16 protein-coding genes are annotated in these 15,965 nt (G+C 73.1%); 11 read left to right on the top strand and 5 right to left on the bottom strand.

Features of this window, described 5'->3' with window-relative positions; all coding sequences use genetic code 11:
* Nucleotides 1-68: 68 nt before the first annotated feature.
* Nucleotides 69-905 carry an arylamine N-acetyltransferase family protein gene (locus ACSURM_RS24840; protein ID WP_436957966.1) on the top strand — a complete coding sequence of 279 codons (837 nt, stop codon included), beginning with the start codon at nt 69-71 and terminating at the stop codon, nt 903-905.
* 28 nt (nt 906-933) lie between these two features.
* On the opposite strand, the gene ACSURM_RS24835 is transcribed toward ACSURM_RS24840, so the two are convergent.
* Nucleotides 934-1,176: a hypothetical protein gene (locus tag ACSURM_RS24835; RefSeq protein ID WP_436957965.1), complete on the bottom strand. Its 243-nt coding sequence runs from the start codon at nt 1,174-1,176 to the stop codon at nt 934-936.
* 317 nt (nt 1,177-1,493) lie between these two features.
* Between ACSURM_RS24835 and ACSURM_RS24830 the strand changes: the two genes are divergently transcribed.
* From ACSURM_RS24830 to ACSURM_RS24820, 3 genes are all read left to right on the top strand, one after another.
* A complete protein-coding gene (locus tag ACSURM_RS24830; protein WP_436957964.1) occupies nt 1,494-3,143 on the top strand; it encodes a M4 family metallopeptidase in 1,650 nt (549 codons plus the stop codon).
* Between the two features lie 325 nt (nt 3,144-3,468).
* Nucleotides 3,469-4,023 carry a hypothetical protein gene (locus ACSURM_RS24825; RefSeq protein ID WP_436957963.1) on the top strand — a complete coding sequence of 185 codons (555 nt, stop codon included), beginning with the start codon at nt 3,469-3,471 and terminating at the stop codon, nt 4,021-4,023.
* Nucleotides 4,024-4,281: 258 nt separating this feature from the next.
* Entirely contained in the window at nt 4,282-4,860 is a 579-nt protein-coding gene (locus ACSURM_RS24820) for a class F sortase (protein ID WP_436957962.1), read from the top strand.
* A gap of 15 nt (nt 4,861-4,875) precedes the next feature.
* Here ACSURM_RS24820 and ACSURM_RS24815 read toward each other — a convergent pair whose 3' ends face one another.
* Entirely contained in the window at nt 4,876-5,223 is a 348-nt protein-coding gene (locus ACSURM_RS24815) for a winged helix-turn-helix transcriptional regulator (protein WP_436957961.1), read from the bottom strand.
* A gap of 98 nt (nt 5,224-5,321) precedes the next feature.
* Between ACSURM_RS24815 and ACSURM_RS24810 the strand changes: the two genes are divergently transcribed.
* From ACSURM_RS24810 to ACSURM_RS24785, 6 genes are all read left to right on the top strand, one after another.
* Complete coding sequence (locus tag ACSURM_RS24810; RefSeq protein WP_436957960.1) at nt 5,322-6,227, top strand: NAD(P)-dependent oxidoreductase; 906 nt, start codon at nt 5,322-5,324, stop codon at nt 6,225-6,227.
* A gap of 175 nt (nt 6,228-6,402) precedes the next feature.
* Nucleotides 6,403-7,617, top strand: a complete 1,215-nt coding sequence (locus ACSURM_RS24805) for an NAD(P)/FAD-dependent oxidoreductase (protein ID WP_436957959.1) — start codon at nt 6,403-6,405, stop codon at nt 7,615-7,617.
* Nucleotides 7,618-10,227 (top strand): nitrite reductase large subunit NirB, encoded by a 2,610-nt coding sequence (gene nirB / locus ACSURM_RS24800; RefSeq protein ID WP_436957958.1) that lies wholly within the window; start codon nt 7,618-7,620, stop codon nt 10,225-10,227.
* Entirely contained in the window at nt 10,224-10,577 is a 354-nt protein-coding gene (nirD, locus tag ACSURM_RS24795) for a nitrite reductase small subunit NirD (RefSeq protein ID WP_436957957.1), read from the top strand. Before nirB ends, nirD begins: the two co-directional genes overlap by 4 nt.
* Nucleotides 10,578-10,625: 48 nt before the next feature.
* Nucleotides 10,626-11,210 (top strand): TetR/AcrR family transcriptional regulator, encoded by a 585-nt coding sequence (locus ACSURM_RS24790; protein WP_436957956.1) that lies wholly within the window; start codon nt 10,626-10,628, stop codon nt 11,208-11,210.
* A gap of 85 nt (nt 11,211-11,295) precedes the next feature.
* Nucleotides 11,296-12,063, top strand: a complete 768-nt coding sequence (locus tag ACSURM_RS24785) for an SDR family NAD(P)-dependent oxidoreductase (protein ID WP_436957955.1) — start codon at nt 11,296-11,298, stop codon at nt 12,061-12,063.
* Between the two features lie 44 nt (nt 12,064-12,107).
* Here ACSURM_RS24785 and ACSURM_RS24780 read toward each other — a convergent pair whose 3' ends face one another.
* The 3 genes from ACSURM_RS24780 to ACSURM_RS24770 are packed head-to-tail and all read right to left on the bottom strand — an operon-like array spanning nt 12,108 to nt 15,074.
* On the bottom strand, nt 12,108-12,941 hold the full coding sequence (locus tag ACSURM_RS24780; protein ID WP_289966807.1) for a carbohydrate ABC transporter permease: 834 nt from the start codon (nt 12,939-12,941) through the stop codon (nt 12,108-12,110).
* The gene (locus ACSURM_RS24775; protein ID WP_436957954.1) at nt 12,934-13,836 is read right to left on the bottom strand and encodes a carbohydrate ABC transporter permease; all 903 of its coding nucleotides are present in this window, start codon (nt 13,834-13,836) and stop codon (nt 12,934-12,936) included. Before ACSURM_RS24775 ends, ACSURM_RS24780 begins: the two co-directional genes overlap by 8 nt.
* Nucleotides 13,833-15,074, bottom strand: a complete 1,242-nt coding sequence (locus ACSURM_RS24770; RefSeq protein ID WP_436957953.1) for an ABC transporter substrate-binding protein — start codon at nt 15,072-15,074, stop codon at nt 13,833-13,835. Before ACSURM_RS24770 ends, ACSURM_RS24775 begins: the two co-directional genes overlap by 4 nt.
* 213 nt (nt 15,075-15,287) lie before the next feature.
* Here ACSURM_RS24770 and ACSURM_RS24765 point away from each other — a divergent pair, with 213 nt between their 5' ends.
* Nucleotides 15,288-15,866 (top strand): DUF4232 domain-containing protein, encoded by a 579-nt coding sequence (locus tag ACSURM_RS24765; RefSeq protein ID WP_436957952.1) that lies wholly within the window; start codon nt 15,288-15,290, stop codon nt 15,864-15,866.
* Nucleotides 15,867-15,965 lie beyond the last annotated feature (99 nt).

Genomic DNA, 15,965 nt, shown 5'->3' with positions numbered 1-15,965 from the left:
ACGGTCGGAGCGCGGTTCGGTCGGGGGGACGCGGTGGACCGGGGGCGGGTTCGCGTAGGTTCGGGGGTATGTGCGACAAAGAGCGGTACGACCTCGATGCCTACCTGGACCGGATCGGCTGGAAGGGCGAGCGGCGGGCCGATCCGGCCACCCTGCGGGGCGTGCACCTGGCGCATGCGCTGGCGCTGCCCTTCGAGAACCTGGACCCGGTGGCGGGCACGGCCCCCTCCCTGGCGCCCGGGGACCTGATGGCGAAGATGGTGCGCGGGCGGCGCGGCGGCTACTGCTACGAGCACAACACCCTGCTGCGGCTGGCGCTGGAGGCGCTCGGGTTCCGGGTGACCCCGCTGGCCGGCCGGGTGGTGCTGGGCGCCGAGGGGCCGCCCGGGAGCCGGCCGCGTACGCACGCGATGCTCCGGGTGGAGATGGCGGACGAGCCGTGGCCGTATCTGGCGGACGTGGGTTTCGGCGCGGTCGGCGGGCTGCTGCTGCCGGTGCCGCTGGTGGCCGGGACCGAGTACGAGGGCGCCGGGCGCCGGCACCGGCTGGTGCCGCTGCCGCACGAGGGGCCGCTGGAACTGTGGGAGTTGCAGGCGCGGGACCGGCGGACCGGGCGGTGGGCCGGTCAGTACGCGTTCACCCAGGAGCCGTTCACGGCGGGCGACTTCGAGGTGTTCAACTGGTTCGTCGCCACCCACCCACGCTCCCCGTTCACCCGCCGCCCCTACCTCCAGCGAACCCTGCCCGACGGCCGCCACGTGTCCCTGGACGGCGCCCTGCTGACGGAGACCCTCGCCGACGGCACGGTCACCGAGCGGGTCCTGACCGAGGAGACCGAGGCGCGGCAGGTGGTGGAGGAGCGGTTCGGGGTCGCGGTGCCGGCCGGGATGACGCTGCTGGACTGAGCCTCGCTTCGGCGGGCCGAGCCCCGGCCTACGTATAGAGCTCCAGCCATTCCCAGTCGCCGGGGCACTTGCTCAACTCCCGAAGGCAGTGCCGCAGACAGAGCTGAAGATCGCGGGCGTCCATACGGATATGCCGTTCCCCCAGACCCGGACCTGACATCACCATCGTCCAGGGCCTGATTCCCGTGTGCATACGCTCGTGGTCGACCTTGACGAGAACCGTGACACCGGCTCTGGCCAGCTCGTCCATGAGCAGTTCGAGATCTGTCATCAGCGCTCCCGCCACCCGATTCGTCTCGCCGTCTCATCCGGAGAGGCGGGATTCTTGCATTACGCGACGGTGAATCCGTAAGTCGGGTGCCGCTGTTGAGAATCGCGGACCGTCCTGACGCTGACCGCGGTACCGGGGGTGAGTCACCCGGGCCCGCACGCAAACGGTCCCGTCCCCCCGTACACCCCCCACACATCTCCTCGAAGATCCGCGAAGCTCCACCTCGGTGTCTATGGACATGACATGTCATGGGCACTTAAATCTCGGGGCATCAGCGCCGCCCCCACCGCCTGGCGGGCGCCTTCCCGAGGAGACAGATGAGCCGGATACGGCAGCATGTCCGAGGAAACCGCCGCACGGTCACCGCCGGTGTCGCCGTCGTCACCGCGACCCTGCTGGCCGTCGGCCTCTCCCCCGCCGCCCACGCCGAGGGCGGACCGACCCGGGCGACGGCGATCGGCAACGCGGCCTCCGCGCTCCTGGCCCACGCCTCCGCGCTGGGCCTGGCCGCGCCCCAGGACACCAGCGTCCGGGACGTGATCGTGGACGAGGACGGCACCCAGCACGTCCGCTACGACCGCACCTACCGCCATCTCCCCGTCCTCGGCGGCGACTTCGTCGTCCACCTGGCCCCGGACGGCGCCTACCGGGGCGCCGACCGCGCCACCCGGCAGCCCCTCTCCGTGCCCACGGTCACCCCGGCGGTCCCCGGCCCCGAGGCCGCCGGTCTCGCGGTGGACGCCCTGCGCGCGGCGAACCCCGGCACGACGCTGAAGCAGGCCAAGGCCAAACCGCAGCTCGTAATCGACGCCCTGCACGGCACGCCCAGGCTGGCCTGGCGCACCACCGCCGTCGGCCTGGACTCGCTCGGCAACCCGGTCGCCCGCACCACGCTGACCGACGCGCGCACCGGCGCCCGGATCGACGCCTGGGACAGCATCGAGACCGCCACCGGCGACGGCGCCTCCCTCTACAGCGGGACCGTGCCGCTGGAGACCACCCAGTCCGGGTCGTCGTACCAGCTCAAGGACCCGACCCGGGGCAACACCTACACCGGGGACGCGGAGAACAAGACCGACCTGTGCATCTTCGGCATCTGCCTCAGCCGGGCCCCCGCGACCCTGCTCTCGGACGCCGACAACCACTGGGGCACCGGCGCCGCGGCGGACCGCGCCTCGGCCGCCGTCGACGCCCAGTACGGCACGAACGAGACCTGGGACTACTACAAGAACGTGCACGGCCGCACCGGCATCGCCGGGGACGGCAAGGGCTCGTACAACCGCGTCCACTACGGCAGCAACTACAACAATGCCTTCTGGGACGACAGTTGCTTCTGCATGACGTACGGCGACGGTGACGGCACCACCTTCGGGCCGCTGGTCGCCCTCGACGTCGCCGGGCACGAGATGTCCCACGGGGTGACCTCGAAGACGGCGGCGCTGACCTACTCGGGCGAGTCCGGCGGGCTGAACGAGGCCACCTCCGACATCCTCGGCACGATGGTGGAGTGGTACGCGGACAACCCCTCCGACGCCGGTGACTACCTCATCGGCGAGGAGATCGTGAAGCCCGGCTTCGGCAAGGCGGCGCTGCGCTTCATGGACAAGCCCTCCAGGGACGGCAGTTCGGCGGACTACTGGAGCTCGTCGGTCGGCAACCTCGACGTCCACTACTCCTCCGGCGTCGCCAACCACTTCGCCTACCTGCTCGCCGAGGGCAGCGGCGCGAAGACCCTCAACGGCGTCAGCTACGACTCGCCGACCTACAACGGCTCCACCGTCACCGGCATCGGCCGGGACAAGGTCGGCAAGATCTGGTACCGGGCGCTGACGGTCTACATGACGTCCTCGACCACGTACAAGGGCGCCCGCACGGCGACCCTGAACGCGGCGAAGGACCTCTACGGCGCCGGCGGCACGGAGTACAACGCCGTGGCGGCGGCCTGGAGCGCGGTCAACGTCGGCTGACCTCCGCCGTACACACATCGGGGCCGGTGTCCGCTCGGGCACCGGCCCCGGTGCGTGGGCCGGCGGGCGCGCTGACGCGGTGTCACCCGTTCACCGGCGCCGCCACTCCATTCGTGTTCTTTTCATACTTCTTCCTTCCGGCCGTCCCGCACCCCCGCCTGACCTGCCGGAACACCGCACGGGCTCACCCGGGCGGGCGGCCGGGCCGCCACCCGTTCACCGCATTCCCGACGCCTCCTCGGCAAGCGGGCCGACCGCCGAGCCACTTATCTCAAAAGGGCAGGGGCGCACCCCTGGACGAGTCGGACAAGCTCTGAGGAGCACCATGCGACGCACTGCCCGTCTCCTGGCCGGTACCGCGCTCGCCGTGGCCGCCACGGCACCCGCCCACGCCGCCCACGCCGTGACGGCCACGGACCCGGCGGCACCGCTCACGGCCGCCCCGGCCGACCGGCTGGAGGTCCGGCCGGCCACCGTGGCGCCCGGCGGCGAGGTCACCGTGAGCACGGCCGCGTGCGGGTCCCCGGGCGCCGCGACCGGGGACGCGGGGGCGGTCGGCGCCGCCACCTTCCCGCTGGCGCCCGACACCGGTGAAGGGCAGGCGTCCGGCCGGTTCCGGGTGCCGCCGAGCGCCCAGCCGGGCACGTACGAGATCGTCGCCCGGTGCGCCGAGGGGGACCGGCAGGTGGCGGGCGACCTGGTGGTGGCGCTCAGCGCGGCGCACGGGCAGGTGCAGCCGCGGGGAAGCGTGAAGACAGGGGTCGGCGGCGGGCTGGGCCCCGACCCCGTGCAGACCACGGCGGGTGTGGCGGCACTGGCCGTCGCCGCCGCGGGCGGTACCTGGCTCCTGCATCGCCGGGCGAGAGGCGACGGGATCTGACGGACACCCTCCGCTGTCCGTCCACCGGTACCGCACATCCCGCCCCCTCCGGGTCCGACGCCCCTCGCGGCCCGGAGGGGGCGGGCATCCGACAGGAGGCCGCCTGAGGGGCCGCCCTAGGGAGAGGGGTCGCGCATGCGTGCTGGGACCGCCAGGGGCGGCGGAAGAACCAAGCGTCGGCACGGGCGTGGGCATGTACCTGGGCACGGGCGTGGGCGGCGGGCCCGGCTCGGGGACGCCGTCATAGCCGCCGTCACCGTGGCGGCCCTCGGCTCGGGGGTCTGGCTGCTGGCCGGCACCGGCCCCCGCACCCCGCCGCAGCCGACGGCCGCCGAGGGCCGGGCCGAACCCGGCGGCGACCGGGACGCGGCCCCCGCCCTCGCGCCCTCGCCGCCGCTGCGCGTCCGCATCCCCGCGATCCGCGTGGACGCCCCCCTGACCGGCCTGTCCCTCACCCCCTCCGGCAGCCTGGACGCCCCGCCCCCAGGGGAGCGCAACCTGGCCGGCTGGTACGAGGCCGGGACCACGCCCGGGGAGACGGGCACCGCGATCGTCGCCGGCCATGTCGACAACGCCGACGGGCCCGCCGTCTTCTACCGCCTCGGCGCGCTCAAGCGGGGCGACCGCGTCGAGGTGGACCGCCGGGACGGCACCGTGGCGCTGTTCACGGTGGACGCGGTGGAGGTGTACTCGGCCCGCGGCTTCCCCGACGACAAGGTGTACGGCGCCGCCCCCCGCCCCGAACTCCGCGTCATCACCTGCGGCGGCGGCTACTCGAAGACCACCGGTTACCAGGGCAACGTGGTGGTGTTCGCGCACCTGGCGGGGAGCCGCTGACCGCCCCCTCGCGCCTCAGCGCACCGCTGGTTCCACGCCCAGCACGTGCCTCTTCCCCCACGCCGCCAGCGGCTCCAGCGCCTCGTTCAGCCGGTCGCCGATCTCCGTCAGCGAATACTCGACGCGGGGCGGCACCTCCGCATAGTCCTCGCGGTGCACGATCCCGTCGGCCTCCAGTTCGCGCAGTTGCGCGGCGAGCACCTTCTCCGTGACGCCCGGCAGCAGCCGGCGCAGTTCCCCGAACCGCCGGGCTCCGCCCTCCCCCAGCGCCCACAGGATCGACACCTTCCACTTGCCGTCGATGATGTCCATCGCCGCGTCGGTGCCGCAGATGTACGCCCCCGGCCGTCGTCCCACCGGCATGCCGTCCCCCCTTCCGACCCGCAGGCTTCCCTGCGGGTAACCACCCACTCCAAAGTACGTACTTACGCGCGGTGACTCTCCCGAGGAGCCTAGTCGTCATGAACGACACCACGTCTTCCTCCGGCCCCCGTACCTCCCTGACCCTGCTCGGCACCGGTGCCATGGGCACCGCCCTCGGCCGCGCCTGGCTCGCCGCCGGGCACCCCCTGACCGTCTGGAACCGCACGCCGGAGCGGACGGCGGCGCTGACCGCCGAGGGCGCGGTGGCCGCCGACAGCGCCGCGGCGGCCGTGGCCGCGAACCGGCTCGTCGTCGCCTGCCTGCTGGACGACGCCTCGGTGGGCGCCGCCCTGGAGGGCGCCGACCTGGCCGGCCGGGACCTGGTGAACCTCACCACCGGCACCCCGGCCGACGCCCGCGCCCGGGCCGCCTGGGCCGCGGAGCGGGGCGCCCGGCTGCTGGACGGCGGGATCATGGCCGTACCGCCGATGATCGGCACGCCCGGCGCGTTCATGTTCTACAGCGGTGACCCGGAGCTGTTCGAGGAGCACCGGGACACCCTCGCCGTCCCGGCCGGCACCGAGTACGTCGGCGCCGACCCCGGGCTCGCCGCGCTGCACGACGTGGCGCTGCTGACCGGCATGTACGGCATGTTCGCGGGGATCACGAGCGCGTTCGCGCTGATGCGGGAGGCGGACGTGGCCCCCGAGGGCTTCGCCCCGCTGCTCGTGAACTGGCTGAACGCGATGGCCGGCCAGGCGCACGGCATGGCCGGCCGGCTGGCGTCCGGCGACTACACGTCCGATGTCGTCTCCAACCTCGCGATGCAGGTCGCGGGCACCGGCACCCTGCTGCGCACGGCCGAGGAGCAGGGGGTGAGCCCGGAACTGATCACCCCCTTCTTCGACCTCATGCACCGCCGCCTGGCCGACGGCCACGGCACGGAGGACACCACGGGCCTGGTGGAACTGCTGAGCACCCGCCGCCCCGCCGGGGCCCGGTGAGCCACCGGGGACCGACACCCCGGTCCCGATGACCGCGAGGTCCCGGTGACAGCCACCGGGACCTTCGCGGGCTCCACCCCCTCACACCCCCCGCCCCGCCCCGCTGAGGGCAGCGTTCCTCCCGGGAAACAGCTGTGATGCCGCCGGGTAACGTCGGGGCCGCACGCTCAAGGGCATGACCTCGAATACGCGTGTGGTGGTGATCGGCGCCGGCCTCGCGGGCGTACGGCTCGCCCGGCGGCTCGGCGAGCTGGGCACGCCCGCGCTGCTCGTCGGCGACGAGGAGCACGCGCCGTACAACCGGGTGCTGCTCGCCGAGGTGCTGGCCGGCCGGTACGCGCCGGAGGTGATCACCCTCCCGCCGCCGGCCGGTCTGCTGCGCACCCGCGTCACCGGCATCGACCGGGCCGCCCGTACCGTCTCGTGCGCCGACGGCATGTCGATCGCCTACGACACGCTGGTCCTGGCCACCGGCTCCAACCCGGTGCTGCCCCCGCTGCGCGGCCTGTTCACGCCCGACCGGCGGCTCCCCGAGGGCGTCCACGCCTTCCGCACCCTGGACGACTGCCTCGGCCTGGCGAAGGCGGTCCGGCCGGGGATCCGCGCGGTCGTCATCGGCGGCGGCCTGCTCGGCGTCTCCGCGGCCCGCGCGCTGGCCGTCCGCGGCGCCCAGGTGGTCCTCGCCCAGCAGGCCGAACGGCTCATGGAGCGCCAGCTCGACCCGGACGCCTCCCGGCTGGTCCGGCACCACCTGACCGAGCTGGGCGTGGAGGTGCACACCGAGTGCCGGGTGCGGGACGTGCGCTGCGTGGCCGGCGCGGTCCGCTCGGTGGAGCTGGCCGACGGCTACGCCCTCGACGCCGACCTCGTCGTCCTCGCCTGCGGGGCACGTCCCCGTACCGGGCTCGCCGAGCAGGCGGGCCTCGCCGTGCGCAAGGGCGTCCTGGTGGACGACGAACTGCGCACCTCCGACCCGTACGTCCACGCCATCGGCGACTGCGCCCAGCACGACGGCACGGTCTACGGCCTGGCCGCCCCGGCCCTCGAACAGGCCGAGGCGCTCGCCGAGTTGCTCGCGGGCGACCCCGGCGCGCGCTACCGCGGGACCCGTTCCCTGACCCGGCTGACCCTGACCGGTCCCGGCTCCCCCTTCGACCTCGCCGCGTTCGGCGAGACCGAGGCGCGCCCCGGCGACGACGTCGTGCGGCTCACCGACGCCACCCGGGGCACCTACCGCAAGGTCGTCGTCCGCGACGACCGCCTGGTCGGCGGGGTCCTCGTCGGCGAACTCGGCACCGTCGGCGCGCTCGCCCGCGCCTGGGAGGGAGCGGAGCCGCTCCCCGGCGACGGGCCCCTGCTGCACCTGCTCACCAACGATGGAGGCTCCTGAATGACCGCCACCCCGGGGGCCACCCCCACGATCGTGCTCGTCGGCCACGGCATGGTCGGCCAGCGCTTCCTCGAGGCGCTGGCCGAGCGCGGCCTGACCGCCACGCACCGCGTGGTCGTGCTGTGCGAGGAGCCGCGTCCGGCGTACGACCGGGTGCAGCTCACCTCGTACTTCTCGGGCCGTACGCCCGAGGATCTCTCCCTGACCGACCGGGAGTTCATCAAGGACCACGGCATCGAGCTGCACATCGGCGACCCGGCCGAGTCCGTCGACCGCGAGGCGCGGACGGTGACCGCCCGGTCCGGCCTGGTCGTCGGCTACGACGTGCTGGTGCTGGCCACCGGCTCCTACCCGTTCGTGCCGCCGGTGCCGAACAAGGACGCCACCGGCTGTTTCGTCTACCGCACCATCGAGGACCTGCTCGCCATCGAGGAGTACGCGAAGTCCCGGGCGACGACGGGTGCCGTGGTCGGTGGCGGGCTGCTCGGCCTGGAGGCCGCCGGCGCGCTCCGGGGGCTCGGACTCGACACGCACATCGTGGAGTTCGCGCCGCGCCTGATGCCGGTACAGGTGGACGAGGGCGGCGGCGCGGCCCTGCTGCGCACCATCGAGCAGCTGGGGCTGACGGTCCACACCGGCGTGGGCACCCAGGAGATCGTGACGGACGCCGAGGGTGCCGTGACCGGCATGAAGCTGTCCGACGGCTCCGAACTCGCGGTCGACATGGTGGTGTTCAGCGCCGGTGTCCGCCCCCGCGACCAGCTCGCCCGGGACGCGGGCCTGACGGTCGGCGAGCGCGGTGGCATCGCGGTGGACGAGCGGTGCCGGTCCGTGTCCGACCCGCACGTCTTCGCGATCGGCGAGTGCGCGCTGGCCGCCGACGGCCGGGTGTACGGCCTGGTGGCGCCGGGCTACGAGCAGGCCGAGACGGCCGCGGCCACCATCGCCCGCGACGAGGCCGCCTTCACCGGCGCCGACCTGTCCACCAAGCTGAAGCTGCTCGGCGTGGACGTCGCCTCCTTCGGCGACGCGCACGGCACCACCGAGGACTGCCTGGACGTCGTCTACTCCGACTCCCGGGCGGGCCTGTACAAGAAGCTGGTCATCGGCGCGGACGGCACCCTGCTCGGCGGCATCCTGGTCGGTGACGCGGAGGCGTACGGCACCCTGCGCGCGCTCACCGGCTCGGTGCCCCCCGTCTCCCCCGAGTCGCTCGTCCTGCCCGCCGGCGCCGGCTCGGGGGCTCAGCTCGGACCGTCCGCGCTGCCGGACGACGCGATCATCTGCTCCTGCCACAACGTCAGCAAGGGCACCATCCGCGGCGCGGTCACCGAGCACAGCTGCGTGACCGTGCCCGAGGTGAAGAAGTGCACCAAGGCCGGTACCGGCTGCGGCAGTTGTGTGAAGGTGCTGGGCCAGCTCGTCACCGCCGAGCTGGAGGCGTCCGGCGTCGAGGTCGACAAGGGGCTGTGCGGCTGCTTCGCCCAGACCCGCGAGGAGCTGTACGAGATCGTCCTCGCGCTGCGCGTCACGTCGTACCGGGAGCTGCTGGACTGCTTCGGTCGCGCGGACGCCCGGGGCGGGGAGGGCTGCGAGGTGTGCAAGCCGACCGTCGGCTCGATCATCGCCTCCCTCGCCCCCTCCATCGGCGCGAGCGGCTATGTCCTGGACGGCGAGCAGGCCGCGCTCCAGGACACCAACGACCACTTCCTCGCCAACCTCCAGAAGAACGGCTCGTACTCGGTCGTGCCGCGCATCCCCGGCGGGGAGATCGCGCCCGAGAAGCTGATCGTGATCGGCGAGATCGCCCGGGACTTCGGCCTCTACACGAAGATCACCGGCGGGCAGCGGATCGACATGTTCGGCGCCCGGGTGGAGCAACTGCCGCTGATCTGGGCCCGGCTGGTGGACGCCGGCTTCGAGTCGGGGCACGCCTACGGCAAGGCGCTGCGCACGGTGAAGTCCTGCGTGGGCTCCACCTGGTGCCGCTACGGCGTGCAGGACTCGGTGCGGATGGCGATCGACCTGGAGCTGCGCTACCGGGGCCTGCGGTCCCCGCACAAGCTGAAGTCGGCGGTCTCCGGCTGCCAGCGCGAGTGCGCCGAGGCCCAGTCGAAGGACTTCGGGGTGATCGCCACCGCGAACGGCTGGAACCTGTACGTCGGCGGCAACGGCGGCGCCACCCCGCGCCACGCCGACCTGCTGGCCCAGGACCTGTCCGACGCCGAACTGGTCCGGCTGATCGACCGGTTCCTGATGTTCTACATCCGCACCGCCGACCGGCTGGAGCGCACCTCCACCTGGCTGGAGCGCATCCCCGGCGGCCTGGAGCACGTACGGGACGTGGTGGTGCACGACTCGCTCGGCATCTGCGACGAGCTGGAGCGGCTGATGCGGGAGCACGTCGCGCACTACCGGGACGAGTGGGCGCAGACCGTGGGCGACCCGGAGAAGCTGGCCCGGTTCGTGTCCTTCGTGAACGCCCCGGACACTCCCGACCCGGTGGTCTCGTTCGTCCCCGAGCGCGACCAGATCAAGCCCGACCTGCCGCTGCTGTCCATCGGGCTGCGGCCCGCCGACGACGTCCTGGAAGGAAGCGCCCAGCGATGACCCTGACAGCTGAGACGACCGGTCTGAAGGTCCAGCTCCGGCTGGCGGACGGCTGGTTCACGGTCTGCGACCAGAGCACGCTGGTCCCCGGCCGCGGGGTGGCCGCCCTGCTGCCGGACGGCCGCCAGGCGGCCCTCTTCCGGGACCGCGCGGACCGGCTGTACGCCGTCGGCAACCGCGACCCGTTCACCGGGGCGGCCGTCCTCTCCCGCGGCCTGACCGGCACCCACCAGGGCCGCCCCTTCGTGGCCTCCCCGCTGCTGAAGCAGCGCTTCGACCTGCTCAGCGGCGTCTGCCTGGACGACGAGACGGTGCGGATCGAGGTGTACGAGGTGCGCACGGTGTCCTGACACCCGAGTTTCTTGACTGATCGGTTCAGTAAATCTAGGCTGCCGGGCATGGGCAGGACCAAGGAATTCGACCCGGACGCGGCGCTCCAGTCGGCGCTGGAACTGTTCTGGCGGCGCGGCTACGAGGCCACCTCGATGGCCGACCTGGTCGAGCACCTGGGCATCGGCAAGGCGAGCCTGTACGCCACCTTCGGCAGCAAGCACGAGCTGTACCTGAGGGCGCTGGACCGCTACGGGCAGGCACAGAAGCCGGTGCTGGTCCGCGAGCTGTCCGCGCCCGGCCCGGTGCTGCCGGCCGTGCGCGGCCTGGTCCGGCGGTTCGCCGCCGAGGCCACCGCGGCGGCCAGTCGGGAGCAGGGCTGCCTGGTCACCAACACGGCGGTCGAACTGGCCCCGCACGACCGGGAGGCCGCCCGCCGGGTGGAGCACAGCTGGGACACCATCGAGACCCTGCTGCACTCCGCCCTGGTGCGCGCCCGGGAGCAGGGCGAGCTGGCGCCGGACCGGGATCCGCTGACCCTCGCCCGGATGCTGTTCGTGCTGCTCCAGGGGCTCCGGGTGGTCGGCAAGGCGTCGGCGGACCCGGCCCGGGCGCGGGACGCGGCGGAGCAGGCCCTGGCCCTGCTGGACTGACTCCGAGGACGCGCGCCTCCCTGTGGAGGCGCGTTTTTCCGGCCCTCATACTGAACCGATCGTTCCAGACAAAAAGGACTTCGCCATGTCGCACCGCTTCTCCGGCCGGACCGCACTCGTCACCGGCGCCGGCTCCGGCATCGGCCGCGGGGTGGCCCTCGCCCTCGCCCGGGAGGGCGCCCAGGTCGTCGTCGCCGGGCGGCGCCGCGCCCCGCTCGACGAGACCGCGGCGCTGATCGAGGCCGAGGGCGGCAAGGCGCTCGCCGTGGCCGCCGACGTCTCCCGCGCCGCGGAGGTGCGGGACCTGGTGGCAGCCGCCGTGGACCGGTTCGGCTCGCTGGACGTGGCGGTGAACAACGCCGGTGTCCTGGAGGGCCGCGGGCGCACCGTGGGCGAGCTGCCCGAGGAGGACTGGCGCCGGATGATGGACATCAACGTCACCGGGGTCTTCCTCGCCCTCCAGGCCGAGATCGCCCAGATGCGCACCCAGCCGAACGGCGGCGCGATCGTCAACATCTCCTCCCGGATCGGCGTGCACAGCCGGCTGCCCGGCGTCGGGGGCTACGCCGTCAGCAAGGCGGCCGTGTCGGTCCTCACCCGGTCCGCCGCCCTGGACCACATCGCCGACGGGGTGCGCGTCAACGCCGTCAGCCCCGGCTCCACCGCCACCGACATGTCCTTCAAGCCCGGCGAGACCGAGGCCGGCCGCGCCGCGCGGATGCGCACCGAGGTGCCGCTCGGCCGGGTCTCCGCCATCGAGGAGGTGGCCGCGGCGGTGCTGTACCTCGCCTCGGACGACGCGGCCTCGGTGGTCGGCGCCGACCTGGTGATCGACGGCGGCTCCACGGCCTGAACCGGCCCGGCCCCGCGGGCCGGACGATGACGTGCCGGGGATGGTCAGTCGATCCCGGACCGCTCCACCCCGGCCACGATCCACCGCTGGAAGCACAGGAACACCAGCAGCAGCGGCAGGATCGACACGGCCGCCGCGACGAACAGCTCGTGCAGCCGTACGACCTGCGCGGTGGTGAACGAGGACAGGGCCACCTGCACCGTCCAGGCGCTCTGGTCCTGCCCGATCACCAGCGGCCACAGGAAGGAGTTCCACGCGCCGAGGAACACGATGGTGCCCACGGCCGCGAACACCGGGCGGCTGTTGGGCACGACGACCCGCCAGTACGTCCGCCAGTACCCGAGCCCGTCCACCTGCGCGGCGTCCTCCAGCTCCCGGGGGAAGCCGAGGAAGTACTGCCGGAAGACGAAGCAGGCGAACGCGGAGAACAGCGTCGGCACGATCAGGCCGCGCAGCGTGGAGATCCAGCCCAGCGACGACACCAGCACGAAGCTCGGCACGAAGGTGACGGCCGCCGGGACCAGCAGGGTGCCCAGGATGCCGTAGAACACCTTGCCGGCGTGCCGGTAGGGGATGCGGGCCAGGCCGTAGCCGGCGAGGGAGGCGAGGAGCAGGGTGCCGAGGGTGGTGGCGACGGCGATCAGCGCGGAGTTGAGCAGGGACCGGGCGAACGGCACCGACGGGTCCTGGAACAGCTCCTGGACGTTGCCCCACCGCACGTCGGCGGGGAAGAAGGTCCACTCCGGGGAGGTGATGTCCCGCTCGTCGGCCAGCCCGTTGCGCACCAGCAGGTAGAAGGGGATCAGGAAGAGCAGGGCGAGCGCGGTCAGCAGGGCCAGCCTGAGCGCCCGCCCGGCCCGCACCAGGGCGTCATCCATCGCCGTCCGTCCTTCCCAGCCGCAGCCAGCGCGCCTGTGCCACCGTGACGACCGCGATGACCAGCGCCAGGATCACCGCGCCCGCGCTGCCGAGGCCCAGGTTCTGCCCCTGCCCGAGCGCGGTGGAGTAGAGGTAGACCAGCGGCGGCCGGGCGTACGGCGGGTAGCCCCGGGCGTCGGACAGCAGGTTGTAGAACTCGTCGAAGGCTTGAAAGGCGTTCACGACGAGCAGCAGCAGTACGGCGACCGAGGTGCCCCGCAGCTGCGGCAGGGTGATGTGGCGCAGCACCGTCCAGCCGGGCCGGGCCCCGTCCACGGCCGCCGCCTCGTACAGCGCCGGGTCGATCCGCTGGAGCCCGGCGAGGAACAGGATCATGTAGAACCCGGCCTGCAGCCACAGCCGTACGGTCACGATGACCAGCCAGTACCAGGGCGGGTCGGTGGTGGACAGCCAGGCGACGGGGTCGCCGCCGAACCAGCCCAGCACGGTGTTCGCCAGCCCGAACCGCACCCCGCTGAAGAGCGACATCTTCCAGATCAGCGCGGCCACCACATAGCTGCACGCGGCCGGCAGGAAGAACACCGACCGGAAGAACGCCCGCGCCCACCGGACCCGGTTGACCATCAGGGCGAGGGCCAGGGAGAACCCGTAGGTGACCGGCACGATGAAGGCGGTGAAGAGCAGGAAGGTCTTCAGGCTGTCGCGGAACGCCGCGTCCCGCAGCATCGCCGCGTAGTTGTCCAGGCCGGTGAAGTGCGTGGGGGTGACGGTGTTGTGCGCGTCGAAGAAGCTCAGGCCCACGCTCCACAGCAGCGGTACGTAGGTGAACAGCGCGAGCCCGAGCGCGAACGGCCCGACGAACACCCAGAACCACAGGGTTCCGTGCCGCCTCACGCGCGCACCCTGGCGATCTCCTCCGCCACCTTCCGCACCGCGCCCCGCAGTTCGCGCTCCGGGTCCGCCCCGCCCTTGATGATCCGGCTGAGGGCGTCCTGGTAGGCGGTCTGGCCGGCCGGGGTCCACAGCAGTGGCTGGGCGTAGCCGTGGTCGGTGGTGAACCGTACGACGTCGGCGGCCGGGCCCTCGCGCAGCGGGGCGGCCTCGGCGGCGAGGGAGCGCCGGGCGGGGATGTGGAAGCCGTAGGAGAGCGCGAAGTCCTTTTGGTAGTCGGTGCGTTCGACCCACAGCCACTTCACGTACGCCTTGGCCAGATCCTTGTGCCGGCTGCGCGCGCTGACTGCGGCGCCGTAGGCCCCCACGGGCACGGCGGGCCGCCCCTGCGCGCCGTCGGCCGGGAACGGCAGCACCCCGAAGTCGTCGCCGAGTTCGCGCTTGACCTGGGGCAGCGCCCACAGTCCCGACCACTGCATGGCGGTCAGCCCCTGGAGGAAGGCGGAGGGGTCGGACCAGTCGGCGGGCGCGCCGAGGAGCAGGGACCCGTCGGCGTACAGCCGGCGCAGTTTGCCGAGGGTGCGGGCGGCGGCGGGATCGTCGAAGCCGACTCGGCCGTCGTCGGTGACGAGCGGGAATCCGGCAGCGTACAGGGGGGTTCCGCCCAGGACCCCGGCGCCTCCGTCGTTGCCGAGGAAGAGTCCCTTGGTCTTGCGGTCGGTGAGTTCGCGGGCGGCGTCGACGAGGGCGTCCAGGGTGGTGGGCGGCTCCACGCCGGCGTCGCGCAGCAGGCTCTTGCGGTAGTACAGCAGTTGGGTGTCGATGACCTGCGGGATCCCGTAGATCCGCCCCTCGTGGGTCTTCGGCGCGAGCACGGCCGGATTGAAGTCGTCCTTGACGCCCGCCAGCAGATCGGTGAGATCGAGAATCTGGCCGCCTCTGATCTGGTCGAGGGTGGGCCCGTTGACCTCGAAGACGTCGGGACCGGAGTCGGTGAGCAGGGCGGCGGCGGTCTGCTGGTCGTAGTTGCCCGGCCGCCACTGCACCGAGACGTCGGCCTCGCGGAAGGCGGCGGCGTACCGCTGGACGGCCCGTTCGGTGCCCGGCTCGCCGTACTGGTGGTACCAGTGGGACAGCCGGGGCCCCGAACCGCCGCCCCCGCGCCCGGTGTTCGATCCGCACGCCGTGAGGAGTCCGGCTCCCGCGCCCGCGGCCAGCAGTGTCCTGCGGCTGATCGTCATCCTGTGCCCCCTGACCTCCGTCATCGATGCACGGCCCAACGATCAACCATGCGCGGCGATTACGAAAGACGCGTTGCGGCCGTGTGTCGGCGTTCGCCTCCCGCTGGGCACCCGGTTCCCGTGGCCCGGTACCGGTGCGCAACTTTTCCGCTCCGGGACGCATCCAACACAACGACCCACATGCACCCTTCCTCGAAGAAGGAGAATGTGCCCATGTTCCAGAAGCCGAACCCGACGACCCCGGCTCCCGGCCGGCGCCCCGCGGGACTCCCCCGCGTCCTGCGCGGGCGCGCGCCGGCGACCGCGCTGGCCGCCGCACTGCTGGGCGTCACGGCGGCCGGGACCGCCTGGAGCGCGACACCGGCGGCGGCCCGGACCACGGCGGCCACACGGACCTGCGCGGTGAGCGACCTGTACCTGTCCATGGGCGCCAAGGAGGGCGCGGCCGGTTCCCTGTACTGGCCGGTCCGGTTCACCAACACCAGTACGACCGCGTGCGCCCTGCGTGGCTACCCGGGCGTCAGCGCCCTGGACGGCGCCCACCACCGCATCGGCCCGGCGGCGAAGCGGAGCGGCCGGAGCTACGCCACCGTCACCCTCTCCCCCGGCCGCTCCGCCTCGGCGGTCCTGCGCACGACCAACGGCCCGGTCGGCGGCCCCTGCGAACCCACCGGCACCTACCTCCAGATCTACCCGCCGGCCTCCCGCACCGCCACCCTGCTCCCGGCCCCGTGGAAGACCTGCTCGGGGGTCTTCCAGACGGGCCCGGTGAACACGGACGGCGGGTTCTGACCGAACCACGGGAGCCGGAGGCGCCCACCCGGGCGCCCCCGCCCGCCACAAAGGGGCGGCACCCCCCGCACTGGGGTGCCGCCCCTTCTCTTTCGTGGG

This window comes from Streptomyces sp. SudanB182_2057 (assembly GCF_964272715.1).
GTDB lineage: Bacteria > Actinomycetota > Actinomycetes > Streptomycetales > Streptomycetaceae > Streptomyces > Streptomyces rubradiris.
The sequence above is the reverse complement of the archived record's forward strand: the minus strand, read 5'-3'. Positions and strand labels throughout refer to the sequence as shown.

What these genes read in the sequence shown, in the direction of transcription:
- ACSURM_RS24770 (WP_436957953.1), bottom strand. Translation starts at nt 15,074, where the DNA reads ATGACGATCAGCCGCAGGACACTGCTGGCCGCGGGCGCGGGAGCCGGA.
- ACSURM_RS24765 (WP_436957952.1), top strand. Translation starts at nt 15,288, where the DNA reads ATGTTCCAGAAGCCGAACCCGACGACCCCGGCTCCCGGCCGGCGCCCC.
- ACSURM_RS24840 (WP_436957966.1), top strand. Translation starts at nt 69, where the DNA reads ATGTGCGACAAAGAGCGGTACGACCTCGATGCCTACCTGGACCGGATC.
- ACSURM_RS24790 (WP_436957956.1), top strand. Translation starts at nt 10,626, where the DNA reads ATGGGCAGGACCAAGGAATTCGACCCGGACGCGGCGCTCCAGTCGGCG.
- ACSURM_RS24805 (WP_436957959.1), top strand. Translation starts at nt 6,403, where the DNA reads ATGACCTCGAATACGCGTGTGGTGGTGATCGGCGCCGGCCTCGCGGGC.
- ACSURM_RS24780 (WP_289966807.1), bottom strand. Translation starts at nt 12,941, where the DNA reads ATGGATGACGCCCTGGTGCGGGCCGGGCGGGCGCTCAGGCTGGCCCTG.
- ACSURM_RS24815 (WP_436957961.1), bottom strand. Translation starts at nt 5,223, where the DNA reads ATGCCGGTGGGACGACGGCCGGGGGCGTACATCTGCGGCACCGACGCG.
- ACSURM_RS24810 (WP_436957960.1), top strand. Translation starts at nt 5,322, where the DNA reads ATGAACGACACCACGTCTTCCTCCGGCCCCCGTACCTCCCTGACCCTG.
- ACSURM_RS24835 (WP_436957965.1), bottom strand. Translation starts at nt 1,176, where the DNA reads ATGACAGATCTCGAACTGCTCATGGACGAGCTGGCCAGAGCCGGTGTC.
- nirB (WP_436957958.1), top strand. Translation starts at nt 7,618, where the DNA reads ATGACCGCCACCCCGGGGGCCACCCCCACGATCGTGCTCGTCGGCCAC.
- nirD (WP_436957957.1), top strand. Translation starts at nt 10,224, where the DNA reads ATGACCCTGACAGCTGAGACGACCGGTCTGAAGGTCCAGCTCCGGCTG.
- ACSURM_RS24825 (WP_436957963.1), top strand. Translation starts at nt 3,469, where the DNA reads ATGCGACGCACTGCCCGTCTCCTGGCCGGTACCGCGCTCGCCGTGGCC.
- ACSURM_RS24785 (WP_436957955.1), top strand. Translation starts at nt 11,296, where the DNA reads ATGTCGCACCGCTTCTCCGGCCGGACCGCACTCGTCACCGGCGCCGGC.
- ACSURM_RS24830 (WP_436957964.1), top strand. Translation starts at nt 1,494, where the DNA reads ATGAGCCGGATACGGCAGCATGTCCGAGGAAACCGCCGCACGGTCACC.